This is a genomic window from Streptomyces sp. NBC_00252 (assembly GCF_036187565.1).
Taxonomy (GTDB): Bacteria; Actinomycetota; Actinomycetes; order Streptomycetales; family Streptomycetaceae; genus Streptomyces.
On the sequence record NZ_CP108087.1, the window covers coordinates 9,967,915 to 9,994,273 of the forward strand.

Below are 26,359 nucleotides of genomic sequence, written 5' to 3' on the forward strand. Positions count from 1 at the left end.
TGCTTCACCGGCCCTGGCGCTTGAGGAGCGCGTCGAGGCGGGGGTACACGGCGCGGGCGTTGTGCTCCTGGACCGCCGCCAGGTCGTCGGCGGGCAGCTCGGCGGCCTCCGCGTAGCGGCGGGTGTCGTCGAAGTGGTGGCCGGTGCACGGGTCGATGTCGCGGACGGCGCCCATCGCCTCCGAGGCGAAGAGGATGTTGCGGGCCGGGACGACGTCGTAGAGGAGGTCGGAGCCGGGCTGGTGGTACACGCAGGTGTCGAAGTAGACGTTGCCCAGGACGTGTTGCTCCAGCGGTGGCTTCCCGAGCGCCATCGCGAGCCCGCGGAAGCGGCCCCAGTGGTACGGCACCGCGCCGCCGCCGTGCGGGATCACCAGGCGCAGGGTCGGGAAGTCGGCGAACAGGTCGCCCTGGACCAGCTGCATGAACGCGGTGGTGTCGGCGTTGAGGTAGTGCGCGCCCGTGGTGTGGAAGGCGGGGTTGACGCTCGTGCTGACGTGGATCATCGCCGGGATGTCGTACTCCACCATCTTCTCGTAGACCGGGTACCACGAGCGGTCGGTGAGCGGTGGGGAGGTCCAGTGGCCGCCCGAGGGGTCGGGGTTGAGGTTGACCGCCACGGCGCCCAACTCCTCGACGCAGCGCGTGAGTTCGGGAACGCAGGTGGCCGGATCGACACCGGGGGACTGCGGGAGCATCGCGGCCGGCGCGAAGCGCTCCGGATGCAACCGGCCGACGCGGTGGCAGAGTTCGTTGCAGATCGCGGCCCAGGCGGCGGAGGTCTCGAAGTCGCCGACGTGGTGCGCCATGAACGACGCGCGGGGCGAGAAGACCGTCATGTCGATGCCGCGCTCGTCCATCAGGCGCAACTGGTTCGGCTCGATGGTCTCGCGCAGCTCGTCGTCGGAGATGCGCAGGTCCGCGCGGGCCGGGGCGGCAGACGGATCGGTGAGGGAGGCGATCTGCCGCTTGCGCCACGCCTCCAGGGCCGGCGGGGCGGTCGTGTAGTGACCGTGACAGTCGATGATCATTTACGGCGTCCTTCTCAGGCTGCTGGGTGCCGTGCAGCCTGGCCCCGCCCCGCACCGGCGGACGAGAGGGCCGAACACAGAACTAACCTCCCCTTAACACTCCGGCGAGCACCCGGTCGGTGTGGTCTACATTCGGTTGGAGCGGCTCTCCCGAGTGGCCGAAAGGAGGTGGGTCACGTGCAGATACTGCTGGCCGAGGACGACGACGGGGTCGCCGGGGCGCTCGTGGAGGTCCTGTACGACCACGGCCATGTCACCAGACGCGTCCGGTACGGCCGGGACGTCCTGACCTACCACCGCAGCTCCGACCTGCTCCTCCTCGACCTGGGCCTGCCCGACACCGACGGCCTGGACGTGCTGCGCGCCCTGCGGGCGGTCAGCGACATGTCGGTCGTCGTGCTCACCGCCCGCGGTGACGAGCGCTCGGTCGTGCGCGGACTGCGGCTCGGGGCCGACGACTACCTCGTCAAGCCGGTACGCCTCGCCGAACTGCTCGCGCGGATCGACGCCGTCACCCGGCGGACCGCGGTGAAGGACGACCCGACGCAGCGGACGGTCCGCGCCGGCGACGTCGAGGTGGATCTCGACGCGCGCCGGGTCCGGGTCGCCGGGGCCGAGGTCGAGCTGACCACGAAGGAGTTCGACATCCTCGCCGTGCTGGCGGGACGGGCGGGCACCGCGGTCAGTCGTGAGCAGCTCCTGGACGAGGTGTGGGGCGACGCCTACCACGCCGTGTCCCGGTCGCTCGACGTCCATCTCACCCAGCTGCGCGCCAAGCTCGCCCGCCCCGAACTGCTCACCACGATCCGGGGCTTCGGCTACCGCTTCGGGGACCTCGGGAACTGAGGAACCGACGCGTGCGCACCCGGGTCCAGGCAGCTCTGCTGCTGTTCGTCGTGATCGCGGTGGCCGCCTTCGCCGTACCGCTGCTGCTGTTCACCGCGTCCGACCGCACCCAGCAGCTCGTCCTCGCCCGCAGCGCGGACCTCGACCGCTTCGCGTCCCTCATGGACCAGGCCGAACAGACCGGCGACACCTCGGCCGTCACCGCCGAGGCCCGCCGCTACACCCAGCTGTACGGCGAACCGCTCGTCGTCACCGACACCCGCCGCAGGCCGATCGTCCAGACCGGCGGGATGCGCGCCGCGGACCCCGCCGTCGGCAGGTTGCTCGACGCGGCGCTGCGCAACCAGACCGCGCATCCCACGGGCGCCCTGCGCCCCTGGTCGAAGGGGTCCCGGATGTTCGCCGAGCCCGCGGGCACCGGGACCCGGGTCTCCGGCGCCGTCGTGCTCCGGGCCTCGGTCGACACCGCGGCGCAGGACATCACCCGGCGCTGGGCCGCCGTCCTCGCGGGGACCGCTCTGGTCGCCGTCGCCTGCACGGTCATCGCCCGGGCCGCGACGCGGTGGGTGGTCAGCCCGCTGCGCCGGCTGGACCGCGCGGTGGGACAACTCGCCGCGGGGCTCCCGCCCGAGCAGACCCGGGCCGGTGGCCCACCGGAACTGCGCCAGCTCGCGAGCGGCTTCAACCGCATGGCGGGTACGGTCACGGCGGCCCTGGAACAGCAGCGCCGACTCGTCGCCGACACCTCCCACCAGATGCGCAACCCGATGGCGGCCCTACGGCTGCGCGTCGACGCCCTGCACCGCCACCTGCCCGCGTCCGCCGACCGCACGTACACGGGCGTGACCACCGAACTCGACCGCCTGGAGACCCTGCTCGACGGCATGCTGACCCTCGCCACCGCGGAACACCGCGCCGGGGAACTCGCCGTGACCGACGACTCCGACGCCCACTGCGACGCCACGGCGATCGCGACCGCCCAGTACCGGCTGTGGGAGCCGGTCGCCCACCGCGCCGGCATCCGCCTCGCACTCGACACCGACGCGAACCCGGTCGTGGCCGCCTGCACGGACCACGAACTCGCCCAGATCACGGACATCCTCCTGGACAACGCCATCAAGTACGCGGGTCCGGACGCGGAGATCTCCCTGCGGTGCGCCGCCGAAGGTCCGCACGCCGTCCTCACCGTGACGGACGACGGACCCGGCCTGACCCCGGCGGAAATCGCCCAGGCCACCACGAGATTCTGGCGCTCCGGAAGACAACGGCAGGACGGTACGGCGGGTACGGGCCTCGGGCTGGCCATCGTCGAACAACTGCTGGCGGGCCGGGGCGGCCGACTGGAACTGGAGCCCGCGCACCCACGAGGACTGCGGGCCGCGGCCCTCGTACCGCGCGCCGTGACCGACCGCGGCGACGCCCGTCACCCGTCGCGCGGGCGGCTCACCGCCGGCCCCGGGACGACCGCGGCCCGCCGTGATCCGCGCGGTGGCGCACGATGACCCGACCCGTCGACCGCCGCGCTCTGCTCCACGCCGCCCTCGGCGTGACGACTGCCGCCGTCCTCGGGGGCGCGCTCACCGGCGACGCCTCCGGGCAACGGCCCGGACCGAGCGGTGTCCTGCGCTTCGCGACCGGGGAGCCCACGGCGTTCTACGAGGCCTTCGGCCGCCTCCTCGCCGCCGAACTCACGGCGGCGTACCCCCGCCTGAGCTGCCGCGTCCGCACCACCCCGGGCAGCCTCACCAACATCGAACTCCTCCGCGACCGCCGCGCCGACCTCGCGCTCGTCCTCACCGACACCGCACGGGCGGCCCAGGGCGCCGCCCTCTTCCCGCGCCCCGTGCCGCTGCGCGCGATCGGCAGGCTGTACGAGACCTACCTCCAGTTCGTCGTCCGCGCCGACTCGGCCGTGCGTACGGTCGGCGACCTGGCCGGACACACCGTGTCGCTCGGCGCGGCCGGATCGGGCGCGGCCGTACTCGGCGAACAGATCCTGCACGCCGCGGGTCTGACCCCGGGCTCCGAGGTCGCCGTACGCCATCTCCCGCTCGCCGACGCCGCCAATGCCCTGCGGGCGCGCTCGGTCGACGCGCTGCTCGTGGCGGGCGGCGTACCGCTGCCGGCTCTGACCACGCTGGACGACCGGGTCGGCCTGCGGTTCCTGCCCCTGGCCGGCCTACTGCCCCGGCTCGGCGGCCAGGGCGGCCAGGCGGGCTCGGGCCTGGAAGAGGTGTCGCTGCCGCAGGGCGCGTACCGGGCGGCGGGCGGGGTCGCCACCATCGGGGTGTCCAACCTGCTGGTGTGCCGCCCCGAACTGCCCCGCGGCGTGGCCGAGGCACTCACCCGTCTGCTGGTCCAGCGCGCGACCGAGCTCGTTCCCCCGAACGCCGTCGGTACCCAGTTCCTGGACGTCCGCAGCCTCATCGGCACCGGCGCTGTCCCTCTGCACCCAGGGGCGATCGCGGCCTACCGTGCGCTGCACGGCTGAGCCCCAGGCGATGTTCCGGGCGTTCGGCGGGATCGGGCTGAGTGCCACCGCGCCGCCGGGGCAGGTGACCGGCCTCCTTGACCGAACGGGGCGGTATGGCTCTGGCCAACGGCAAGCCCTACGCCCAACAGCGCTTGCCCATGCAGGAGTTGGGGGTGCTGCTGGAGGACAAGGCTGTACTCGCGGTCGGGGGTGTCGCGCACCGTGCCACTGACGGTCGCTTCACCGCCAAACGCGTTTCGGCGACCTTCGAAAAGCTTGGTGCCCCTCATCCGGCGACTCCTAAGTTGAGGCGTCCCGCAATCCACCGCCGAGCAGCAATCCTCGGCTCCGCATCAGCCGGTGCTGAGGGCGCCACCAGTCCCTACGCCTCCCAGGCCAGGCAGTCGGGACTCACCGCCTCTCAGACCTCGGCCCTCCAGCACGAAGTGGACCGGTATCTCGCCCAGATGGGCGGAAAGCAAGTGGCCGCCAACGTGATCGACCTGGGCGGCAAGAACCTCATGTTCGTGGCTCTCCCCGGCGAAGCTCACCCCCGCGACATGACCAAGGGGGCGCTCGCCGACCCCTGCGGCTCACCTGTCGCCTACGGATACTTCTGCGCCTACAGCGGTACGAATTGGCACGGTACTTCGATACCCATGTACGGGTGCGGCCGCTACAGGATCCCGTGGACGGCCGACGGGTCCTGGGTCGACAACCAGACCACAGGTACCGTTGCCAACTTCTTGGACGACAGCGGCGTCTCACGCTGGAATGACGGAGGCGCTTTCAACATGGACGACGACGCGCCCTGGTACTGGGTCCACTGGGTGCAGAACTGCTGAGTGCGTCAACGGGCTTCCGAATAGGGACGCACCACTACATCAGCCAGGGCCCTCCTTTCGCCCTGTGCAGAGCACATGAGGCAGGCAGGTGAGGCGCGTTACCGGGGTTCGTCCGGCGCGACAGCCTGGTTCGAGTCGTGTCGGACGTCCCCGTTCGGGTGCCGGACCGGCCGGGTGAACGCCGCCGGGTTGTCGCGGCCGAAGGAGCATCTGCTCATGGCGCCGACCGCGCCCGGCCCGCCCCAGCCGAGCGGCATCGATCAGCCCAACGACGCAGTCGCCGCGCGGAGGTCCTCCAGGGCTGCCAGTGCATGTGGCGCGAGCCCTTCCGCGTCATCACGATCGCTCTCGGACCACCGGGCGTAGCCCCGCTTGAACGCGAGGACCCCCAGCTCGCCCGCGAGATGCGCAGTCGGTTCGGGGACCCCGCGGGCGATCAGTGCGGCTGTCATGGCGGCCGCGAGACCGACGCTCTTGAGGGCGTCGCGCTCCTGAAGCTCGGTGCTGGCCGCCACGGCTGCCTTGATGCGGGGGCCGAGTTCACGGTTCGTCGGCCCCATGGCAGTCGATGCACGCTCGAGGCCGGCCGCCACCGCCTGAAGCGGGCTGGCGCTCGCAGGCGCCTCGGCGATGCCGTCGGAGAGCAGCCTGCTGAGCGTCTCCTGCCCGGCGACCAGCAGCTCGCGCTTGTCGGAGAAGTGCCGGAAGAAGGTGCTCTTGGTCACGCCGGCGCGCTCGGCGATCTGCGTCACCGTGGTGGCGTCGTACCCCTGCTCGGTGAACAGGTCGACGGCCGCGACGACGAGTCGCTCAGTCGCACCCGGTTGCCATCTAGCCATGAGATCAGGATAGGTGATGGGACCGGTGTCCCATCACGGTGTATGGTCGGTGATGGGACAACAGTCCCATCACTTTCAGGGAGCACTCATGCATGTCTTCGTCACCGGCGGTACTGGAACCATCGGATCCGCCGTCGTCGCCGAACTGCTCGGCAACGGCCACACCGTTCTCGCACTGGCTCGCTCGGACGGCTCGGCGCAGGCTCTCGAGAGCGCTGGCGCCAAGGTGCTGCGAGGCGGGCTGGCGGACCTCGACGTCCTGCGGTCCGGCGCCGCGCAGTGCGACGGCGTGATCAGCCTGGCGTTCGGACGCGACTACAGCAGTCCGGATGCGCTCGCTCGGGCCATCACCGAGGAGAGCGCCGCTCTCGCCGCGCTGGGGCAGGAACTCATCGGGACCGACCGCCCGATCGTCACGGTCTCGGGTACGCCATGGGTGCCAGGACGCGCCTCCACCGAGGACGATCCGCTGCCGACCGACGGGCCGGTGGGCGGTCGGGGCCGTTCGGTCACCGCGCTGCTGGATCTCGCCTCGGATGGTCTGCGCAGCATGGCTGTCCGCATGCCGCGCACGGTTCACAACGAAGGCCGGGGCGGATTCGCCGGCCTGCTGGCCGATGCGGCGCGCCGTACCGGAGTGGCCGGCTATCCGGGTGACGGCACCCAGCGCTGGCCGGCCGTGCACGCGCTCGACGCGGCGGTCCTGTTCCGGCTGGTCCTCGAGTCGGCGCCGGCGGGGACGTCCTGGCACGCTGTCGGGGACGAGGGCGACGCGGTGCGGGACATCGCGACCGTCATCGGCCGACGACTGGGCCTGCCGGTCGAAGAGGTTCCGCAGGAAGAGTTCGGCCCGTTCGGCCCGATCTTCGCCATGGACCAGCCGGCGTCCAGCGCCCACACCCGCAACGCCCTCGGGTGGCAGCCGACACACCCCAGCCTCCTCGACGACCTGGAGAACATTCAGCCCTGAAGCACGCCCGGCACCGGACAGGCGGTCTCCCCGCACGACACATCAGCCGGTCCCACTCCCGCACGCGGCCGGCCCGGAACGCCACCGAGCCCGTACGCCGACGACCCAGGCCGTGTGCCCGTTGTGCAGCGACGAGGGCCAGGATCACGAACCACCCAGGCGGGCGCGGCAGCACACCGATCCTCGCGAACCCTTGCCCCCGCGCGTCAGCGGCGGATCAGCACCGCGTGTGTGACGGTCGGTGAGCTGACCAGTTCGGACACCCGGTAGCCGTCAACGCCGTCGCCCAGATTGTCGAGCAGCCGCTCCCCGCGCCCGATGAGGATCGGCGCGATCGCCAGGTGGAGCTCGTCGATCAGCCCGGCGCGCAGATACTGCTGGATGACCGCCGCGCCGCCGCCGATCCGGACGTCCTTGCCGCCCGCGGCGTCGAACGCGCGCTGGAGAACCGTCTCCACCGGCTGGTCGGTGAAGTGGAAGGTCGTTCCGCCGGCCATCTCCAGCTTCGGGCGCAGGTGGTGGGTGTGCACGAATACGTTGTGGTGGTAGGGCGGGTTGTCGCCCCACCAGCCCTTCCAGGACTCGTCCTCCCACGGCCCGCGCTGCGGCCCGAACATGTTCCGCCCCATGATCGTGGCGCCGATGTTCTGATCACCGCGGGTGAAGTGGTCGACATCGATTCCGGTCCTGCCCGCGGCGGAATCCTCCATCGCGGAGACGAACCAACTGTGCAGGTCGTCGCCCCAGCCGACACCGTCGCCGAACGGGGCGTCGAGTCGCTGGTTCGCGCCGGCCGCGAAGCCGTCGAGGGAGATCGTCACGTTGTGTACGCGGACCTTGGGCATGGCCTTCACCTCTCGTGCTGATGTCGCTCTCTCACCCCTGCGTCGTACACAACACGCCTGGATCGACATCCCGGCGCACTTTCTTTCGGCGAGCCGTGCTGGTGCCAGGCATCGCACCCACCATCGACGTCCGGTAGCTGCACGCACGGAGCCGTCGAAGCCTCTGCGGCGTGAGGTCTGCGTCATGAGCCGGGGGTCTGTTTGTCGGCCGAGGCGCCCGGCGCCCTGATGGTCACCTGCGGGTGTTCCAGAACGCGCAGTGGTGGCGGAGGTGCGCCGTGCGGGTGGGGGCGATGTGGTCCGGTGCCAGGGACAGCGGCACGTGGCGGGGCCAGTGCGGGGATGACGGGCCGTTCGGGTCGGCGCTGAGGGCGAAGCGAGTCCAGTAGTCGATCATGGTGTCGGCCAGCCGGTGCTGTGCGGGGCTCAGGGCGCGGGGGCGGCCGCCCAGGTCGAACAGGTAGGGGAGTTCGCTCGCGTGCGGCGCGCCGAGCGGGAACGGTGGTGTGCCGGAGGTGAGCGGCGGGGCGTGCTCGTCGGCGAACTCGTAACGCCAGGTGGGTACGTGAACCGCGAGCAGGGCGTCGGCGCGTGCCGTGGGACAGGCGAAGTTCGCGTCGCCGATCACGGCGCCGAACACCGGGCCTCCGTCGGTGTCGTGCACCGGGTACTCGCGGACGATCGCGTCGGCCTGGCCGGGGGAGGGGAAGAAGGCGGCGACGACGTCGGGCCACGTGTCGGGGGTGACGGGGTTGCCGGCCTGGATGATCCCGGCGGCCCAGCCGTTGCCTTCGTCGTGGTTGTTTCCGAGGAGGACGGGGACGTGATGGAAGTGGCCGGCGGCGATGGCCGCCGCAGGATCGTCGGGCAGCAACGGGGTGGCGTAGGCGGGTTGTTGATCGATCTCCTGAGCTGCGAGAAGGCGGGCGACTTTCACCCGTCGCAGGCAGGCGACGGCATCGCGTGCGGCGCCGCAACCCACCTTTGCCGCGAGGTCCGAGCCCTCGGCACGCGCCGTGGACAGGGGGGCGGAGTACGGGGCGAACGGGTGGTCGGGGCTGCCTGTGCACGGGCCGCTCTCGATGATCGCCCGGTCGAAGAGGCCCACGGCGGCCGGTGAGGCGAGCTGGGCGCAGACGCTGTAGCCGCCCGCCGACTCACCGGCCAGGGTCACGTTGTGCGCGTCGCCGCCGAAGGCCCCGATCTCGGCGCGGACCCAGCGCAGCGCCGCCTGCTGGTCGGCCAGTCCGAAGGTGCCGGAACCGGGCAGCCCGCTGTGCGCGAGGAAACCCAGGGCTCCGAGTCGGTAGTCGACGGTGACGACCACGACGTCGCCGCGGGTCGCCATGCGGTGGGCGTCGTAGGAGCTGCCCGCGCCGGTGGTGAGGCCGCCGCCGTGCAGCCACACGATCACCGGGCGGGGGTGTGCCGGGTCCGCGGTGTCGGGTGTGGTGACGTCGAGGTGGAGACAGTCCTCGTCGGTGCTGCCGCCGGGTACCTCGCCGGCCGGCTGGGGGCAGGCGCTCGCGGGCCGGGTCGCGTCGAGCGTCCCGGACCAGGGGAGGGCGTGGTGGGGCGGTGCCCAGCGCAGGCTGCCGACCGGGGGCGCCGCGTACGGGACGCCCTCGAAGGTGCGGTAGCCGTCGTGGGCGGAGCCCCGCGTCACGCCGTTGTGGGTGACGACCTCGGTGGCGGGACGGGCCGGTGGCGGCGGGCCGGACCAAGCCGTGGTGAGTACGGCGGTTAGGGCGCACCCCAGAGCGGTCAGGACTCGGTGCATGGTCATCGTTTCCCCGTTCGGTCGGATCAGCCGCCGCCCATGCCGCCCTGCGCGGCGATCATGGTCGTAGGCAGAGTGCGTACGGCTTTCTCCAGGCCGGGCGCGAGGACGGCGAGCGAACGCGTACAGGCGTCGATGCGGGCCCCGAGGGCCCTGCGGTCGCGCCGGGACACGACCGAGCGGATGCCGCCCGCGGCCGCCAGTGCCAGCAGGGCGGCATCGGCGGCCGGAATCTCAGTGACCGGGCCGTCCCCGTGCAGCGCCGCCGACACCCGGGCGCGGACCGCGGCCGTCGCGGCGTGGTCCGTCACGGCCAGGCGCCGGGTGGCGAAGGGAGCTCGGGGCACTGTGGCGGTGAGCAGTCCCGCCGCGACGAGCCGGTCCTCGACCTCCGTCAGGGTCCGCTTGCGGTGGCGGCGCAGGAGACGCTTCCAGCCGTGCCCGGCGGTGGCGTCACGCAGCACACCGTCCAGGACCGGGTCACCGGTCGGCCGGGTGCCGGACACGGTGACCGCACCCTCGCCGTCCTCGCTCAGCCGGCCGTGCATCGCAAGGTCGACCAGGGCGGCGGCACGGACCAACAGCCGGGCGCGGGAACGGTCGTAGGGGCCTTTGGCCGCCTCGTCGTAGGCGAGCAGATACAGGAGAGAAGGCAGGTCGTCGATCACACGTCGACGCTACGGCCGGCGGCCTCGGGAGCGGATCGGCCCCGGGAACGGGTCTGCACTGGGAACACAGGGGGACTGCGGCGCGGTCTCCTCCTCAAGGAGGAGACCGCGCCGTCAGGGATGGCGTGGCTCGACGAGGCCGTGATCGTAGGCGGCGACGACGGCTTGTACGCGATCGCGCAGGCCCAGTTTGCGGAGCACCGCGGTGACATGGTTCTTGACCGTGGCCTCCGACAGGCTCAGCCGGTCGGCGATCTCCGCGTTCGACAGCGCCTGCCCGATCAGTGTGAGCACCTCCCGCTCCCGGCCCGAGAGGTTCCGCAGCGAGGGCAGGGGCGCCGGATCGGGCGTGGTGCGCAGGAAGCGGTCGAGGACGCGGCTCAGCACGGCCGGCGCCAGCAGCGCGTCGCCGCGCGCGGTGAGGCGGATGGCGTCGACGAGTTCACCGGGACGGATGTCCTTCAGCAGAAAGCCACTCGCCCCGGCCCGCAGCGCGGCGACCACGTGCGCGTCCACGTCCCAGGTGGTCAGCACGAGCACCCGGGACCCACTGCTCGACTCGGCGATCTGCCGGGTCGCCTCGATGCCGTCCACCACGGGCATGCGTACGTCCATCAGCACCACGTCGGGCACCAGGTCACGCGTCAGCCGTACCGCCTCCCGGCCGTCGCTTGCCTCACCCACCACCTCAAGATCGTCCCGGGCGTCGATGATCATGCGGAATCCGGTTCGGACCAGGACCTGGTCGTCGGCCACCACCACCCGCAGTGTCATGACACCCCCTCCACCGGCAGCCGCGCCGCCACCTCGAACCCGCCACCGGCCAGCGGCCCGGCGCGCAGACTGCCGCCGACGAGCCGCGCCCGCTCCCGCATCCCCAGGAGACCGCGCCCCGCACCCACCTGGACCGAACTCCCGTGTGGTGTACGCCCGTTGTCGACCACCGTGATCTCCACGCACTCCCCTTCGACCGTCACGCGCACGGTCACGTCGTCGGCGCCGACCGCGTGGCGCAGTGTGTTGGTGAGAGCCTCCTGGACGATCCGGTAGGCCGCCAGATCCACCGTGGCCGGCAGCCCGTCGAGGACGCCCTCGCGGTACACGCGTACGGTCATCCCGGTCGCGCGGACGGCGTCGGCCAAGTCGTCGAGGCGGCCGAGCGAAGGCCCCGGCTCCCGGTTCCCGTCCGCCTCCGCGTCCCGGCCGTCTTCGGGCCCGAACGCATGCAGCAGGAGACGCAGTTCCGCGAGCGCCGAGCGGGCGCCCGTCTCGATGGCCCGCAGCGCTTGACGAGCCTGGTCGGGCCGCTGGGCGAACACGTCGTCCGCGGCGCCTGCCTGAATGACCATCACCGACAGCGTGTGCGCCACCACGTCGTGCACCTCGCGCGCGATCCGCGCCCGCTCCTCGACCACGGCCCGGCGCATCTCCGCCCCCGCCTTCGCCCGCTGCGCCCGCCGCCACTGCCCCACGGTCCATGCGAGGAGCACAGCCAACAGATAGACCGTCACCCCCGCTGGGCCGCCGTTCGCCCCGAACCCCAGGGGTGCGGGCAGACACATCACGGCGAGCGCCCGGACTGACACCGGCCGCGGACGGGTGGCCGACAGCACGCACAGCACGACCTGCGCCGCGAGCAGCGCCCCCGTCAAGGACACCTCGGGCAACAACGCCCACACCGCCAGCCCCGTCACCGCGGTCACCGCCAGCACGACGAGCGGGATGCGTACCTGCCACCTCAAGGCGCCGACCTGCACGAGGACCAGGACCGCGGCCACGGACAGTCGCCGGCCGTCCCCGGCGCCCGCGACCACCACCGCGGTACCGAGCACGGCGAGCACCAGGCCGGCCGAACCCCACCACAACGCCCGCACCACCCGCGCCGGCAGCGGCCCTTGCGTTTCCACGGCGAACGCCTCGCCCGGCTGCCTCCTGCTGCGGTCCACGATCCGACCCTATCCAGCGACCGGGCCGTGGCACGCGTCAGGCAGGCGGCTTCGGCATCAGGTGATCGAGAGGTACAGCCCCTCGGTCAGCCATCGATGAGCCACCGTCATGTTCAGCACGCGGCCGTCCGTGACGGTGCCGACCAGGGACCAGTACCGCTCCAAGCGGGGATCGAAGGCCGACGACCGCGACACCAGCCTGTGCAGGTGGGCGCGGAAGGCAGGGGTGTCCGACTCCCCGCGGGCTCGGGCGTGGGCCGACACGAAGGCGTCCACCACGGGCCCCGCCCCGGGCACCAGCCCCTGGGCGAGGGCGGCGGCCGTCATGGTCGCTGCTTCGTCGATCTCCGCGTAGAAGGCCGGACCGTCGCGCATCTCCTCCTGGTAGTCCTGGGTCCAACGGGTGAAGCCGGGCGTGGCGATGAGCAGATGCAGCTCGGCGTAGGCCAGGGCTGTGACGGGGGTGGGGTCCTGAGGCGGCTCCGGTGCCAACATGGCGATCATGATGTCGAGCCGGCGTCGGGGCATGGCTGAGGACAGCTCCCGGTACCAGTGACCGGTGAGCGTGTGCCGTGCCTCCGGCAGCCGCTGCACCCGTGAGAGCACTTCCAGCCGTCGTAGGCGCTCCTCCCCATCACCATGGTCAAGGGCCTTGAGTGTGGCCTCGCGCCACCGTAATTCGGCCAGGCGCTCCTGCACCGCCCCGAGTTCGGACGACACCAGGTCCTCGAGCGTGCGCTCGCCTGTGACCACTTGGGTGATGGTCGCGATGGGGGTGTCCAACGCCCGCAGGCGTCTGATGAGCCGGATCCGCTCCCATGCCTCGGGGCCGTAGCGGCGATGGCCACCGCTGCTACGGGAGGCCACGGGCAGCAGGCCGCTGTCGGAGTAGTAGCGGACCGTTTTGACGGGAAGCCCCGTGCCGGCCGCGAGCTCGCCGATGCTCCACGTGTCTTGCGTCACAGCTCTTGAACCTCCAGCGCGCGGGAGGTTCTAGCGTATTTATCGCCGCCGGCATCCGTACGCGCCGATGCTGCTGCTTCAACCATCTACCTGCCTGGCCGGTGTGCCCGCGTGCCACCGATTGCAGCGCCGTACGCCCTTGTCCCGAGCCGTCCCCGACCCAAGAAGGTGGGAGCTAGTGCCCCCGACCAAGACCACACCGATTTCCGGCCGGAGAGCCACTCTTCGCAGGGTCCTACTCCCGTTGCTGAGCGCGGCGGCCCTGCTCATGGCCGCCGTCGCACCGGCCGACGCCCGCCCCGATCCCTTCGACTCCGCGGAACAGGGCGGTCGCGTCGTCCGAACCGAACTGGGCCTGGTCCGTGGCGTCTCGCACGGTGCGTACGTCACCTACGAAGGACTGCCCTACGCCGCTCCGCCGACCGGACCGCTGCGCTGGCAGGCCCCCGTGCCCGCCGCCGCATGGCAAGGCATCCGGGATGCGACACGGCCGGCGCAGCGCTGTGTGCAGATGCCGACACCGGGAACGGGCGTTGACGGGCCCTCGGATGGAGGCGCTGTCGTCGGTTCGGAGGACTGCCTTTACCTCAACGTCACGGTGCCCGCGGCGAAGCCGGTGGGGAAGAAGCGGCCCGTGCTGGTGTGGATGCACGGCGGAGCGTTCCTTGGCGGTTCCGGTGGCGACTACGGCGCGGAACGCCTGGCGGTCCAGGGCGACGCCGTCGTCGTCACGGTCAACTACCGCCTGGGGATCTTCGGGTACTTCGGACACACCGCACTTGGCACCGCCCCGCCGTTCGGCCTGGCCGACCAGCAAGCCGCCCTGCGCTGGGTCCGCTCCAACGCCCCGCGCTTCGGCGGGGACCCGGGCAAGGTCACGCTGTTCGGCGAGTCCGCGGGCGCCATCAGCATCTGCGCCCACCTCACCTCACCGTCGTCCGCGGGCCTCTTCCAGAGCGCAGTCCTCCAGAGCGGTTCCTGCCTGACGTCTTTCCCACGGGGAGCTCTCGCGCCCGGAACACCGGCGTACGAGCCGTTCGCCACGCAGACCGAGGTCCAGACGGCGGGCGCGGAAGCCGCCCGGCAGCTGGGCTGCACGGAGGGCGCCGCCAACGAGGTGCTCACATGCCTGCGCGGGCTGAGCACCGGACGCCTCGCCACCGCGCAGCTGATGCAGTCGTTCAACCGACCGGCCTACGGCAACAGGCTCCTGCCAGTCGCACCGGACGAGGCGTTGCGAGCGGGACACTTCCACCGCGTGCCGGTCATGCTGGGCACCAACCACGACGAGATGCGGATGTTCGTCGGCGCGTCGCTCGCCGCATTCCCCATCCGTACGGAGAGCGCCTACCGCGCCCGGCTGGCTGAGGCCTTCGGGCCCGCGGCCCCGGCCGTAGAGGCGCAATACCCGGCAGCACGCCATGGCTCTCCCGCGCTGGCCTGGGCCGCGGCGCTGACCGACCGGTCATTTACGTGTACGACGCTGGCAGCCGGCCGCGTCATCGCCGCACGCGCGCCGGACCTGCCGCTGTACGCCTACGTGTTCAGCGACCGGGAAGCTCCCGTCCTGGCCGGCCTGCCGACGAACCCGGGCTTCCCCTATGGCGCGGCGCACGGTTTCGAGATGCCTTACCTGTTCCCCTCCTTTCCCACCGAGCGACCGCCGACCGGCGCACAGTCCGCCCTGTCGGACCGGATGATCGGCTACTGGACGAACTTCGCGCGCACAGGCGACCCGAACACCACCGGCGCACCTCGCTGGCCCGCTTTCCACGTGTCGTCCCCGCTGGGGCCGTCGGTGCAGTCACTGGCTTCGGGACGGGGTGGCATTCGCCCCGTCGATGCGTCCGCCGCGCACAGGTGCCTGTTGTGGGACCACTTGGCGAAGTGAGCAGCCGGGGAATCTGGTTGGGCCGTGATTATGTGTCCTGCCATGTCGTCGAGGTGTTCGCTCTTGTGCCGCACACGGCGCTGCGGGGGCCGTCACCCGGGTCCGACTCGCCCTGAAGACAAGGCCGTTCACGCAGACCGAGCCGGCTCGGTCGATGCTGAACGGAGGAAGGGGGAGGAGGCGCCCGATGCTGCTGCCCGCTCGTGATTTCGGGGTGAAGACATGTACATCATGACAGGTCAGCGGCGTTTTTCGTAGGACGGAACGCACAGTTCGAGACGCTTGTCCGGCCCGTGGACCACCTCGCAGAATCTCCTTCGTGCGTCATCCGGAGACAAGGGGGAGTGGTGACGATCGATCACGATGCGGTGCTATCGGCCCGTGTGCTGTTGCTGGGGTCCGGCCGGCCGAGTCGGGCCGAACTGGCAGGCGCGTACCGGGTTTTGGCAGAGGTGAGCCCGAAGGTGTACATGCCGAAGCTGGTCGACGCCGTGCTCGGGCTGTACTACGAGAGCCGGGATCCGAAGGCGGACCTCGCTCTGGCCGAGGAGGCGTCCTGGGCTGCTCGCAGGATGGAGGCCGAGGCGCCGAACCGGGCGGAGCGGCTGCGCAGGGCCCTGAACGCCCACCAGACCGCGCTGTTCGCCCTTGGGCGCAGGGCGGAAGGGCGTGTTGTCTGCGAGGAGTTGGCCGAGGGCGGCGACAGCGATCGCCTGGCGACTGTCCTGGCCGAGGAGGGACGCTTCAGGGAGGCCGCCGAGCTGGACGAAAAGGCTGCCCGGAACGGGGGCCGGGAGCAGTCCTTCTGGACCATGGTGCGGAGGGCGGCCAACCTGGAGGGGGCCGGCCTGCCCGACGCGGCGTCGGCCGTCTTCCGTGAACTCCTCGACGAGACCCGGCTCAAGACCGCCGAACAGAACGCCTCTCTGTCGATACTCACCTGGGAGTTGGTCCACTTCTCCCGGATGCGGGACGCCGCCGGGGACGGGGCGAGTGGCACGGCCGCCCGGCGGGAGGCGCTGAGCGTCCTCGAGGAGCTCGCGACCACGGGGGAGCCGAAGAACTGGAGTTGCATCCTCTCTTGGTGGAGCACGCTCTTCGTCCTGTCGGGGCGGGCGGCCGAGCCCGCCGCGAGCCCCGCAAGCCCGATGCCGCCGTTCGGCACGGAACTCGGATGGTCGGGCGACGTGCGGGACGGGTTTCAGGCCATGCTGCCGGACCTCGAAGCGGAGGCGGTCAGACTGCGCGAGGCTGATCGGCTGCCCGAACTGGCCGACGTCCAGCGCAGGATCATCATCCGCGCGGCCGCCCGTGACGGTGGCCGCCCGGATCTGTTCAAGGAGCGGTTCGCCCCCTATTTCGACGAGGGTGTGACGCTCGCCCGCCGCCTGCCCGGCAATGCCGCCCGCCTCGCCCGCGCCCTCACCGACCGGTCGATGTTCCTTGTCGCGGCGCGAACCTTCGAACCCGCGTACGCCGACCTCTCCGAAGCGGTCACCCTCCTCCAGGATCGCTGACCGCGCCGCCCGCTACGGGGCCCTGCGCCGAGCGGCCCAGCCCCGGCCTCCAGGGTGACGTCCAGTCACGCTCCACGGAGATGTCCCCAACACCGGGCCGTACGCTCAACTCCCGCTGCGGACACGGCCGTCCGCAGGGGCAGATCCCAGCATCCCGCCCAGTCCCGCTACACCGCGCTGGTGGTTGAAGACGAAGCCGGCTTCGTCTTCAACCACCAGGTCAGCCACGGGAGATCGGCCGACGCTCCGCAACTGGTGCCCGTGGCCGCGCGGGTGGCCACCCTGACGGGGCGCGAGGTCTTGTCATGCTCCTGGCCAAGGTGCGGAAGTCGTGCTCTGATGTCAACTGCCGCTTCTTACAACGTTGTAAAGAGTGAGGGCGGCGAGTCGCCGCCCTTCCTGAGTCAAGGAGGAGACGTGTCTACGGACCGCCAAGTCCACGACCTCTGGCGCCAAGGCCTTGGCTTTCGGCGAGGTCTCAACCTTCACCCCCGGGCCGCCGGACACGGCGACCCGCCATGATCCTGCGTAACAGTCGGCCTTCTGTCAGAACGGAAGACAACGTTGTCTATCCCGTCGGAGACAACGATACGCATCCGACCGACAACCGCTGAAGTTCCGATCCCGCCGAAGCGAGCTTGCTAGGCGCAACACCCGCCCAGCGGCGGGCGACCTGCGCGCCAGCACCCGAACGCAGACCTCCCCCCACCCGCACCCCCCACAGGAGAAGCCGTATGCCGCTCGCCCGACGCCACTTCCTGCAGACCGGAGGCCTCGCTGTCGGTTCCTTGGCCTTGGGTGCCGTACTCCCGGCGGTGCCGGCTGCAGCGGCCGGCGGCCTCGCCGCCGATACCTTCACTCGGCTGCGCCCAGGAAGCATCACCCCGCGAGGCTGGCTCGCCGGCCAGCTGCGCCTGCAACTGGCCGGCTTGTGCGGCCAGTATGCCGCGCGCTCCCACTTCCTCGACCTCACGACGAGCGGTTGGGCACACCCCGACCGCGACGGCTGGGAGGAACTCCCGTACTGGCTGCGGGGATACGTGCCCCTCGCCATCGCCACCAGTGACGCCGCCGCCCTTGATCAGGCCCGACGCTGGTTCGACGCGGTCCTCGCCACCCAGCAGGACGACGGCTTCTTCGGGCCGCGGTCACTGCGGACCTCCCTGAACGGAGGCCCCGACTTCTGGCCGTTCCTGCCGCTGCTCCAGGCGCTGCGCACGTACGAGGAATACACGGGCGACCAGCGGATCGTGCCCTTCCTCGTGCGGTTCCTTCGCTTCATCAACGCCCAGGGGCGGGGCGCCTTCGACTCGAGTTGGGTCTCGCTGCGCTGGGGCGACGGAATGGACATTGCCGTGTGGCTGTACCGCCGCACGGGCGAGGCGTTCCTGCTCGATCTCGTCGACAAGATGCACGCGTGGGGTGCCGACTGGACCAGTTCCCTTCCCACGCCGCACAACGTCAACATCGCACAGGGCTTCCGCGAACCGGCGCAGTACGCGCAGCGCTCGGGCTCCGCAGACCTGACCCTGGCCACTTACCGAACCTACGATCAAGTCCTCGGCGGATACGGCCAGTTCCCCGGGGGCGGGATCGCCGGTGACGAGAACATCAGACCTGGCTTCGGAGACCCGCGGCAGGGGTTCGAGACCTGCGGCGTCGTCGAGTTCATGGCCAGCCACGAGTTGCTGACCCGCATCACCGGCGACCCCGTATGGGCGGACCGCTGCGAGGAGTTGGCATTCAACGTGCTGCCCGCCGCCCTGGACCCCGACGGCAGAGCCGTGCACTACATCACCAGTGCCAACAGCGTGGACCTGGACAACGCGCCCAAGACCCAGGGCCAGTTCCAGAACGGCTTCGCGATGCAGTCGTACCAGCCCGGCGTCGACCAGTACCGCTGTTGCCCTCACAACTACGGAATGGGATGGCCCTACTTCAGCGAGGAGTTGTGGCTGGCCACCCCGGACGGCGGACTCGCCGCCGCGATGTACGCGCCGAGCAGTGTCCGCGCCACGGTCGCGGGCGGCACCGTAATCACCGTCACCGAGGACACGGACTACCCCTTCGACGAGACCGTCACCCTGACCCTGTCGACGCCGCAGCCGGTCTCGTTCCCGCTGCTGCTACGAGTGCCGGGCTGGTGCGCGGGCCCTCAACTGCGAGTCAACGGGCAGCCGGTACCGGCCCAGGACGGACCCGCGTTCGTCCGTGTGGCGCGGACCTGGAAAGACGGCGACCAAGTCACCCTCACCCTCCCGCAACGCACCGCCGTCCGCACCTGGTCCACCAACCACGGCGCCGTCAGCGTGACCCGCGGACCGCTGGTCTACGGGCTGCGCATAGGCGAGCAGTACGTTCGCTACGCGGGCGACGACACCTTCCCCGAGTACGAGGTCCACGCCACGACACCCTGGAACTACAGCCTCGTACCCGACTCGACCTTCACGCTGAGCCGCGCCGGTGGTCCGGTCCCGGCGAATCCCTTCACCCACGACACCACCCCGCTCACGCTCACCGCCCAGGCGCGCCGCGTCCCGGAGTGGATCGCCGACGACGAACACGTGGTCGCCCCGCTCCAGCAGAGCCCGGCGCGGGCAACCGGTGCCGTGGAACACGTCACGCTCGTCCCGATGGGCGCGGCCCGGCTGCGGATCACGTCGTTCCCGACAGCGTCCCCGGACGGCAGGACATGGCTGCCGGAGCCGCCGTACCGGCGCATCCTCAACAAGCACAGCGGGAAGGTGCTGGCCGTCGACGGCATGTCGACGGCGAACAGCGCGAGGGTCGTGCAGTTCGACAACACCGGTACCGGAGACCACGCGTGGCAACTCGTCGACAAGGGCGACGGCTGGTACGTGGTGCGCAACGGCCAGAGCGGCAAAGTCCTGGGCGTCGACGGGATGTCGACCCAGAACAGCGCGCACGTCGTCCAGTACGAGGACAACGGGACCGACGACCACCTGTGGAGCCTGATCGACAAGGGCGACGGCTGGTTCCTGGTGCGCAACCGGCACAGCGGAAAGGTTCTGGGCGTCGACGGGATGTCCACGCAGAACAGCGCACAGGTGGTGCAGTTCGACGACAACGGGACTGACGACCACCTGTGGCGGCTGGCGTGAGCGGATGGATTCGACGCCATGAAAACCACGACATTCGAGCCGCTCTGCAAAGGAGTTCATGAGTAATGAAACACATATTGCCGAATATCGGCAGACTGAATTCAAGGCGAGGTCCCCGCATCACCCAGAGGGCGGCGCGGTGCCTGGCCACGGCAGCCACCACTCTCGGGCTCGTCCTCGCGTTCGTCGTCGGCCTTCCCACGACGTCGCAGGCGGCGGGCTCCCTGCCGTGCGACATCTACGGAGCCGCCGGCACCCCCTGCGTCGCCGCGCACAGCACCACGCGCGCCCTGGTGTCGTCGTACAACGGGCCGCTCTACCAGGTCACCCGTGCCTCCGACGGAGCCACGGCGGACATCGGCCTGCTGGCCCAGGGCGGTTACGCCGACGCGGGCCGGCAGGACACCTTCTGCCAGAACACGACCTGCCGCATCTCGAAGGTCTACGACCAGACGTCACGGCACAACGACCTCACCCCCGGCCCGGCAGGCACCGCGGGCGGTGTGGACCGCGGGGCCGACGCCGGCGAGATCGCGGTGACCGCGGGCAGGCACAAGGTGTACGGCATCTGGATCTCACCGGGCGTGGGCTACCGCTACACCGGTGTGGCCTCCGGCGTCGCGGTCAACGGCCAGCCCGAGGGCGCCTACATGGTGGCCAGCGGCACGCACGTGGGCTCCGACTGCTGCTTCGACTACGGAAACGCGGAGAGCACACCGGCCGACACCGGCAACGGCCACATGGACGCCGTGAGCATCGCGACGACGTGCTACTTCGCGCCGTGCACCGGTTCGGGACCCTGGGTCGAGGCCGACATGGAGAACGGCATGTTCCAGGGGAACAACGGCTCCAACACCGCCAACCTGGGCAACAACAGCGCCTACGTGACGGCCGTGCTGAAGAACAACGGCCAGACCACATACGCGCTCAAGGGCGGCAACTCGCAGTCCGGCGCGCTGTCGACCTGGTGGAACGGAGCCCTGCCCACCCGTGGCGGCTACCGGCCCATGCAGCAGGAGGGCGGCATCATCCTGGGCACCGGCGGCGACAACAGCAACCGCAACCGCGGCACCTTCTTCGAGGGGGTCATGGTCGCCGGCTATCCGACGGACGCCGCCGAGAACGCCGTGCAGGCCAACATCGTCTCCGTCGGCTACTCCGGTCAGACGGACGTACCCAACGGCCCCCAGGGGACGATCACCGGACCCGGTGGCAAATGCGTCGACGTCGCGGCGGACGACACCGGTGGGAACAGCGCGGCCGTACAGCTCTGGGACTGCCAGACCTATGCCGAGGACCAGCACTGGCAGCACAACGCCGACGGCTCGCTCAGCACCATCGGCCGCTGCCTGGACATCGTTGGCAACGGGACGGCCGACGGGACGAAGGTCGAGTTGTGGGACTGCAATGGTGTGGGTGGCCAGAAGTGGGTTCAGCAGGCTGATGGTTCGCTGCTCAATCCGCAGTCGGGCCGCTGCCTGGACTCGCCGAACGGCGCCACGGCCAACGGCACCCGGCTGCAGATCGCCAACTGCAACGGCAGCGCCGCCCAGAAGTTCGCGGTGAACGGCGGTGCTCCGGCCGTCGGACCCGGCGGCAAGTGCGTCGACGTCGCAGCGGACGACACCGGTGGTAACAGCGCGGCCGTACAGCTCTGGGACTGCCAGTCCTGGGCGGTCGACCAGCACTGGTACCACCGTTCCGACAGCTCGCTGTCGACGCTCGGCCGGTGCCTGGACATCGTTGGCAATGGCACGGCCGACGGGACGAAGGTCGAGTTGTGGGACTGCAATGGTGTGGGTGGCCAGAAGTGGGTTCAGCAGGCTGATGGTTCGCTGCTCAATCCGCAGTCGGGCCGCTGCCTGGACTCGCCGAGCGGCGCGACGGCCAACGGGACCCGGCTGCAGATCGCGAGCTGCAACGGCAGCGCCGCGCAGAAGTTCACACTGGGCTGAGCAGACGGGGCTGCCACTTCGCCGCCGCGCCACGCACCGTGCATACGTGGGGCCTGCACTGTCAGCCGGTGCAGGCCCCACGTCCCTCGGGCTTACCTGTCACTGGGGTACCGAAGGCTGCGTGGCCCTAGGGTCCGTCTTCAAACGGATCTTGCCCAGAGTAGGAATGACGCGAGATTGACCGCTGCTTCGTAGGAGGTGGCGGTCTTGTCGTATCTGGTGGCGATGCCGCGGAAGCCCTTGAGCTGGTTGAAGCAGCGCTCGACGACGTTGCGCCGACGGTAGAGCTGGCGGTCGAAAGCGGGTGGCCGGCCTCCTCGGTAGCCGCGATTGTGGCGGTGACGCTTCTGGTCGGTCTTTTCCGGGATGGTGCATGCAATTCCGCGTTTGCGCAGGTAGGCGCGGAAACCACGAGAGCTGTAAGCCTTGTCGGCGACGACCTGGTCGGGTCTGCAACGGGGTCGGCCCAGTCCCATACGCGGGACGCGAATGCGTTCCAGGAGGGGACGCGCGCAGGTGCTGTCGTGGCGTTGTCCGGGTGTCAGCAGGACGGCCAGGGGCCTGCCGCGGCCGTCGCAGGCGAGGTGGATTTTGGTGGTCAGTCCGCCTCGGGATCGGCCGAGGGCGTGATCGTCCGGTTCGTCCGGCCGGCTGATCCCCCTTTTCGGCCGGTGGCGGCCGAGTGTTGGTGGGCGCGGACGATGGTGGAGTCGATCTGGACGAGCCAGTCGATGTCGCCGACAGCGTCCGCGTCGGCCTGGATCTGCTGGAGTGCCCGGGTGAACACGCCGTCCAACGCGTAGCGGCGAAAGCGGGTGTAGACCGTCTGCCACGGCCCGTAGCGTTCCGGCAGGTCACGCCAGGAGACCCCGGTCCGGATCTTGTAGACCATCCCGTTGATGACCTGCCGGTCTGGCACGCGCGGTCGTCCCGTCGCGGCACGCGGTATGAGCGGAGCAAGTAACTCCCACTCCAGGTCGGTGAGTTCATGGCGGCGTATCACCCGACCATGATCCACCACTCAATGATCTTTGAAGACGGACCCTAGTGCGAGGTCACCTTGAAGGTGCCGTGGCCCTTCACCTTCAGGTGGACGTAGCCGGACTCGAACTGTCCGTGGGTGACTCCCGCCGCAGCGCTGAAGGATCCGTGGCGCCACACCACGTCACCGTTGACCGCAACGGTTCCGGTCCGGCCGGAGACCGGGACGGCGATGGTTCCGCTCGTGCCCTTGGGCGTGTTGACGGTCAGGCTGAACTGGTTCCTGCCCTTGTTCGCGGTCCAGTCGACGCTGAGGTCTCCGTGCGGGGTGGGAACAGTTCCCCGGGTCCAGGCGAGGTCTCCGGGATGGGGTTGCACCGTCCAGGTGGCATAGCCCGCCGTGTCCGGACGAACACCCAGGACGTAGCTGGACAGTGCGGACGTCGGGGCCGTGGACCAACCGTGGGACAGGCTCGCTCCCGACCCGAGGCCGGGTGTGCCGTCGAGGCCGGAGATGTTCTCCCACATGGTCCCGGTCTGGTTCGGGCCGGGAGCGATCATGTGACCCCACACGTCGTGCAGGAGCTGTTGTGCGTTGGCGGTGTCCCCGGCCGCCAGACGCGCCTGGAGTTCGAACCCGCTGACGAAGGGACTGACCAGGTCCTTGTTGCCGGCCTCGGAGGAGAAGGGAAGCGGTCCGTAAGGGGTGCTCCACAGCGACGACTTGAGCTTGGACAGGATCTCCGCCTGCTTCGCGGCCGGGGCGACTCCGTACAGGACAGCCAGAGCGTTGGCGTCCTGCGCGACGCCGGACTGGGTGTCGCTGATCTTGTAGAGGCCGCTCGTCGGGTCGTAGAGACGTTCGTTGATCCGCTTCTGCAACGCCCCGGCATCGGCCCGGTAGGCAGTGGCCTGTGAGGTGTCTCCGGCCGCCGTGGCCAGTTCCGCGCCGTCCAACAGGGCCTTGTAGTAGAGGATGTTGTAGGCCGAGACCTCGCCGCCCTTGTCGCCGTCGTAGAAGTCCCAGTCCGCACCGTCGACCCCGGCGCGGGTCGAGAGCAGGCCGTTGCCGTCCAATCTGGTCGCGTTCCAGGCGAGTTCACGCTTGACGACGGGCCATTCCTTGGCGACGAAGTCCCTGTCGCCGGTGTGGAGGTAGTAACTGGCCAGATCCGCGACGAAGTACATGGAATACGTGGCGGAATAGCTGGCCGTCTCGCCCGGGGTGAGAGGGCCGAGGTGCGCCACGCTTGCCGGGTGGAGAGCGCCGGGTACGAATCCACTGGAGAGCTGCCGACTGCCCAGCAAATCCAGTGACTGTTTGATGTACTCCGGATTGTTCACGGAGTAGTAGTCCGTGAGGCCTTCCACCAGGATGTCCCCGCTCCAGATCGCGCGGTCGCGCCGCGCGCCGTCGAGGACCGATGCCACCGCGTTGGATCCGGGCGGAGTGAAGTCGGCGAGGGAGGCGGACGCGGTCAGCGGACTGCTGTAGAGCGTCTTGCCGTCGCCGCCGACGACAGTGAGGTCCTTGAAGGACGCCCCCTCGTCGCCGAACTCACGAAAGCCGACGGTTCCGCTCGGAAAGGCCACGGCGTCGGCGGGCAGCGCGGAGGTGTCGACATGATCGATCGGCCGGCCGTCCAGCAGGATCGAGATGCTCGTTCCGGACACCGTGGTGGTCACTGTGTGCCAGGTGCCCTCGGTCAAGGGCGACGGCAGAGCGACGGAGCCGAGGCTCGTGTAGGCGCCGTCGTGAACGCTGAGTTCCTGAAGGGTGTTCGGGGTGCCCCCTGTGTCAGTGCTGTCATCGAGGATGAACAGGTAGCCGTTCTGCGAGTTCTGCGCGCGGGCCATCCACCCGGCCTGGTTGTGGAGAATCCTGGTCTGGAAGGTCGTCGTGTAGTCGGTCCAGGACGAGCCGCGATTCAGCACGCCTGCACCGTCGTTCACTCTCGAACCGCCGGCACTCAGAGCACCGTCCTGGATCGACCAGCTCCCCGGGAGCGAGTTGGTCGGGACGAGATCGGTCTGCAGGGTGTAGGCCCCGGCGTACCAGATCTTGTTCAACTCGTCCGAACTCGACAGGAAGTGACCTTGGTATCCGCTCGCCTGAGTCCGGTCGGCGATGTACTTGATGCCGACCTTGCTGAGCGTGACACGACCCGGGTCGGAGAGCGTTATCCGCTCGTACCGCTCGCCTCCCTGCGCGGAGCGGTTGGTGATCGTGCCCGGCCCGGTGACCGGGTAGGTGTCGAACCGTGAACTGTCGCCGTCCGCCCACGGCGCCGCCCCGTCACCCGACGGGGTCATGTAATCCCGGCCCTCGCTGTACGCGGCCTTCAGTGTCGGGGACCCGGACTTGGCGGAGACGGTGAAGTAGGGCAGGCCGCCCGTCTCTTGGCCGTAGTCGAGAAGGACGGTGGGTGCTTCTCCTCCGGCGGTGTAGGTCAGCGTCGCGCTGCCGGTGCCGCCGCACAGAAGGTTCCGGGCGCCTTCGACCGGGCCTGTCGTGCTGACCACCGAGACCGGGCAGACGTCGGAGTGCTTCGGCGTCTGGACGTACTGCCGCCAGTCGGTCGTGACCTGGGGGGTCCTGGTCTGCGTGGTGTGTTCCGCGGCGGACACGGCCTCGGGCTGGGTGACCATGGCCACGATGAGGGCAAGGCCCAGAGCGAACGTCGCGCCCGCCCAACCGCGTCTGCCGGGCGGACGTCTTCTGCCAGAAATGATCATTGAGACTCCGGGGTGCGAGTGCTGCCTTGGCGGCTCTCAGGTCAGCGGCGCTCAGCGAAGAACGCGCAGGCCAGGAGGGGTGGGTGACGGTTCGAATCCTTTTGAAACGTTTCATTCAGATTCTGCAAGAGGCAAGTTATGCAGTAGCTGTGAGTGCGTCAACCCATGGCGCACAACTCGACGCGCGGCACCGCTACCGGCACTCGGGGCCTGGCGGCCACGGGCGCCCCCCCCGTGGCCGCGGCGGAACTGCGCAGCGGGCAATGCCGACTTGGAGGTGAGGGCTGGCCGAACTGGTCTGATTCGACTGCGCCCAGGAGCCGTGCGCGCGACCCTGACGGTAAGTCGGGCGCGGACACGTCATCCGCGAGGGCTCTCGTCCCTGTGGCGGGCCCGCCATGCCGAAGCAGGGCCGCGCTGCCGGATTGCAGGCGATGCCGCGTACTGTGGGTCGGTCCTGACGATCTGTGCCGAGCCGACTCGACTCGGCTCGATGCGCGGCCAGCGGCACATTGGCGCGGCCTCCTCGGACCGTTGCCTGCGCAGCGTGATGGCGCCGACAGATCCGGCGATCAACAGTCGGGGCGGGTGGCACCCGCCTTTTCGCACCTCCCGGCGACACCAGCATCACCAAGAGGCCAGCGGGGGGACGTCACCGCGTGCAGATCGACGCCAGCTGAACCACCGGGGGGAGAGGCGTCTCTGGAGGCGATTTCGGCATCGCTGACGGGAGGGCCGCCCACGATCACTGTCACGGGTCAGGTGGCGCGGGATGTGCGGTCGACGGATCAGACCTCAGTGGGTCCATTCGGCGAGCTGGGCGTGAGCGGTGGACGGTAGTGAGCTGGGTGAAGGCGAGCCGGGCCCTTCTGTGTCGGTGAACTCGCCCCACGCCGCGTGCACTTCGACCGCTACGCCTCCCCGTCGATTGACCCGAAGCCGAGCACAGCGG

19 protein-coding genes are annotated in these 26,359 nt (G+C 70.2%); 9 read left to right on the top strand and 10 right to left on the bottom strand.

Annotation, left to right across the window (positions count from 1 at the left end; all coding sequences use genetic code 11):
• Nucleotides 1–4: 4 nt before the first annotated feature.
• Nucleotides 5–1,030 (bottom strand): amidohydrolase family protein, encoded by a 1,026-nt coding sequence (locus OHT77_RS44280; protein ID WP_328834046.1) that lies wholly within the window; start codon nt 1,028–1,030, stop codon nt 5–7.
• Nucleotides 1,031–1,207: 177 nt separating this feature from the next.
• On the opposite strand from OHT77_RS44280, the gene OHT77_RS44285 reads away from it, so the two are divergent.
• The 4 genes from OHT77_RS44285 (at nt 1,208) to OHT77_RS44300 (ending at nt 5,194) form a co-directional block, all read left to right on the top strand.
• On the top strand, nt 1,208–1,876 hold the full coding sequence (locus tag OHT77_RS44285) for a response regulator transcription factor (protein WP_328834047.1): 669 nt from the start codon (nt 1,208–1,210) through the stop codon (nt 1,874–1,876).
• A gap of 11 nt (nt 1,877–1,887) precedes the next feature.
• Nucleotides 1,888–3,378 (top strand): sensor histidine kinase, encoded by a 1,491-nt coding sequence (locus tag OHT77_RS44290; RefSeq protein WP_328834048.1) that lies wholly within the window; start codon nt 1,888–1,890, stop codon nt 3,376–3,378.
• A complete protein-coding gene (locus tag OHT77_RS44295; protein ID WP_328834049.1) occupies nt 3,375–4,367 on the top strand; it encodes a TAXI family TRAP transporter solute-binding subunit in 993 nt (330 codons plus the stop codon). The genes OHT77_RS44290 and OHT77_RS44295 overlap by 4 nt, the downstream gene beginning before the upstream one ends.
• Nucleotides 4,368–4,462: 95 nt before the next feature.
• Nucleotides 4,463–5,194, top strand: a complete 732-nt coding sequence (locus OHT77_RS44300; protein WP_328834050.1) for a hypothetical protein — start codon at nt 4,463–4,465, stop codon at nt 5,192–5,194.
• Nucleotides 5,195–5,454: 260 nt separating this feature from the next.
• Here the strand turns inward: OHT77_RS44300 and OHT77_RS44305 are convergent, their stop codons facing one another.
• The gene (locus OHT77_RS44305; protein WP_328834051.1) at nt 5,455–6,033 is read right to left on the bottom strand and encodes a TetR/AcrR family transcriptional regulator; all 579 of its coding nucleotides are present in this window, start codon (nt 6,031–6,033) and stop codon (nt 5,455–5,457) included.
• A gap of 88 nt (nt 6,034–6,121) precedes the next feature.
• Between OHT77_RS44305 and OHT77_RS44310 the strand changes: the two genes are divergently transcribed.
• Nucleotides 6,122–7,003 carry an SDR family oxidoreductase gene (locus OHT77_RS44310; RefSeq protein WP_328834052.1) on the top strand — a complete coding sequence of 294 codons (882 nt, stop codon included), beginning with the start codon at nt 6,122–6,124 and terminating at the stop codon, nt 7,001–7,003.
• Between the two features lie 206 nt (nt 7,004–7,209).
• On the opposite strand, the gene OHT77_RS44315 is transcribed toward OHT77_RS44310, so the two are convergent.
• The 6 genes from OHT77_RS44315 to OHT77_RS44340 form a co-directional block, all read right to left on the bottom strand.
• Nucleotides 7,210–7,848, bottom strand: a complete 639-nt coding sequence (locus OHT77_RS44315) for a dihydrofolate reductase family protein (RefSeq protein WP_328834053.1) — start codon at nt 7,846–7,848, stop codon at nt 7,210–7,212.
• A gap of 232 nt (nt 7,849–8,080) precedes the next feature.
• Nucleotides 8,081–9,634: a carboxylesterase/lipase family protein gene (locus tag OHT77_RS44320; protein WP_328834054.1), complete on the bottom strand. Its 1,554-nt coding sequence runs from the start codon at nt 9,632–9,634 to the stop codon at nt 8,081–8,083.
• 20 nt (nt 9,635–9,654) lie between these two features.
• A complete protein-coding gene (locus tag OHT77_RS44325; protein ID WP_328834055.1) occupies nt 9,655–10,296 on the bottom strand; it encodes a GPP34 family phosphoprotein in 642 nt (213 codons plus the stop codon).
• A gap of 114 nt (nt 10,297–10,410) precedes the next feature.
• Nucleotides 10,411–11,070 carry a response regulator transcription factor gene (locus OHT77_RS44330; RefSeq protein WP_328834056.1) on the bottom strand — a complete coding sequence of 220 codons (660 nt, stop codon included), beginning with the start codon at nt 11,068–11,070 and terminating at the stop codon, nt 10,411–10,413.
• Entirely contained in the window at nt 11,067–12,242 is a 1,176-nt protein-coding gene (locus OHT77_RS44335; protein ID WP_328834057.1) for a sensor histidine kinase, read from the bottom strand. The genes OHT77_RS44330 and OHT77_RS44335 overlap by 4 nt, the downstream gene beginning before the upstream one ends.
• Nucleotides 12,243–12,299: 57 nt before the next feature.
• Nucleotides 12,300–13,205 carry a MerR family transcriptional regulator gene (locus tag OHT77_RS44340; protein ID WP_328834058.1) on the bottom strand — a complete coding sequence of 302 codons (906 nt, stop codon included), beginning with the start codon at nt 13,203–13,205 and terminating at the stop codon, nt 12,300–12,302.
• A 244-nt stretch (nt 13,206–13,449) separates the two neighbouring features.
• Here OHT77_RS44340 and OHT77_RS44345 point away from each other — a divergent pair, with 244 nt between their 5' ends.
• From OHT77_RS44345 to OHT77_RS44365, 4 genes are all read left to right on the top strand, one after another.
• Nucleotides 13,450–15,096: a carboxylesterase/lipase family protein gene (locus OHT77_RS44345; RefSeq protein ID WP_328834059.1), complete on the top strand. Its 1,647-nt coding sequence runs from the start codon at nt 13,450–13,452 to the stop codon at nt 15,094–15,096.
• Nucleotides 15,097–15,566: 470 nt separating this feature from the next.
• Nucleotides 15,567–16,613, top strand: coding sequence for a hypothetical protein (locus OHT77_RS44350; protein WP_328834060.1), 1,047 nt, complete (start codon nt 15,567–15,569; stop codon nt 16,611–16,613).
• 734 nt (nt 16,614–17,347) lie between these two features.
• Nucleotides 17,348–19,735 (top strand): RICIN domain-containing protein, encoded by a 2,388-nt coding sequence (locus OHT77_RS44360; RefSeq protein ID WP_328834061.1) that lies wholly within the window; start codon nt 17,348–17,350, stop codon nt 19,733–19,735.
• 65 nt (nt 19,736–19,800) lie between these two features.
• A complete protein-coding gene (locus tag OHT77_RS44365) occupies nt 19,801–21,690 on the top strand; it encodes an arabinofuranosidase catalytic domain-containing protein (RefSeq protein WP_328834062.1) in 1,890 nt (629 codons plus the stop codon).
• 140 nt (nt 21,691–21,830) lie between these two features.
• Here OHT77_RS44365 and OHT77_RS44370 read toward each other — a convergent pair.
• Together OHT77_RS44370 and OHT77_RS44375 are read right to left on the bottom strand one after the other, a co-directional pair.
• Nucleotides 21,831–22,690 (bottom strand): IS5 family transposase gene (locus OHT77_RS44370; protein WP_443048198.1). Its coding sequence is split into 2 segments (ribosomal slippage): nt 21,831–22,342 and nt 22,342–22,690, totalling 861 coding nucleotides; the frame shifts between segments, so codons are not numbered across the junction.
• A 44-nt stretch (nt 22,691–22,734) separates the two neighbouring features.
• Complete coding sequence (locus tag OHT77_RS44375) at nt 22,735–25,407, bottom strand: alpha-L-rhamnosidase-related protein (protein ID WP_328834063.1); 2,673 nt, start codon at nt 25,405–25,407, stop codon at nt 22,735–22,737.
• Nucleotides 25,408–26,359 lie beyond the last annotated feature (952 nt).

Coding starts and splice junctions, on each gene's coding strand:
- OHT77_RS44315 (WP_328834053.1), bottom strand. CDS start 7,848: ATGCCCAAGGTCCGCGTACACAACGTGACGATCTCCCTCGACGGCTTC.
- OHT77_RS44300 (WP_328834050.1), top strand. CDS start 4,463: ATGGCTCTGGCCAACGGCAAGCCCTACGCCCAACAGCGCTTGCCCATG.
- OHT77_RS44305 (WP_328834051.1), bottom strand. CDS start 6,033: ATGGCTAGATGGCAACCGGGTGCGACTGAGCGACTCGTCGTCGCGGCC.
- OHT77_RS44360 (WP_328834061.1), top strand. CDS start 17,348: ATGCCGCTCGCCCGACGCCACTTCCTGCAGACCGGAGGCCTCGCTGTC.
- OHT77_RS44350 (WP_328834060.1), top strand. CDS start 15,567: ATGCCGAAGCTGGTCGACGCCGTGCTCGGGCTGTACTACGAGAGCCGG.
- OHT77_RS44310 (WP_328834052.1), top strand. CDS start 6,122: ATGCATGTCTTCGTCACCGGCGGTACTGGAACCATCGGATCCGCCGTC.
- OHT77_RS44330 (WP_328834056.1), bottom strand. CDS start 11,070: ATGACACTGCGGGTGGTGGTGGCCGACGACCAGGTCCTGGTCCGAACC.
- OHT77_RS44295 (WP_328834049.1), top strand. CDS start 3,375: ATGACCCGACCCGTCGACCGCCGCGCTCTGCTCCACGCCGCCCTCGGC.
- OHT77_RS44375 (WP_328834063.1), bottom strand. CDS start 25,407: ATGATCATTTCTGGCAGAAGACGTCCGCCCGGCAGACGCGGTTGGGCG.
- OHT77_RS44320 (WP_328834054.1), bottom strand. CDS start 9,634: ATGACCATGCACCGAGTCCTGACCGCTCTGGGGTGCGCCCTAACCGCC.
- OHT77_RS44365 (WP_328834062.1), top strand. CDS start 19,801: ATGAAACACATATTGCCGAATATCGGCAGACTGAATTCAAGGCGAGGT.
- OHT77_RS44280 (WP_328834046.1), bottom strand. CDS start 1,030: ATGATCATCGACTGTCACGGTCACTACACGACCGCCCCGCCGGCCCTG.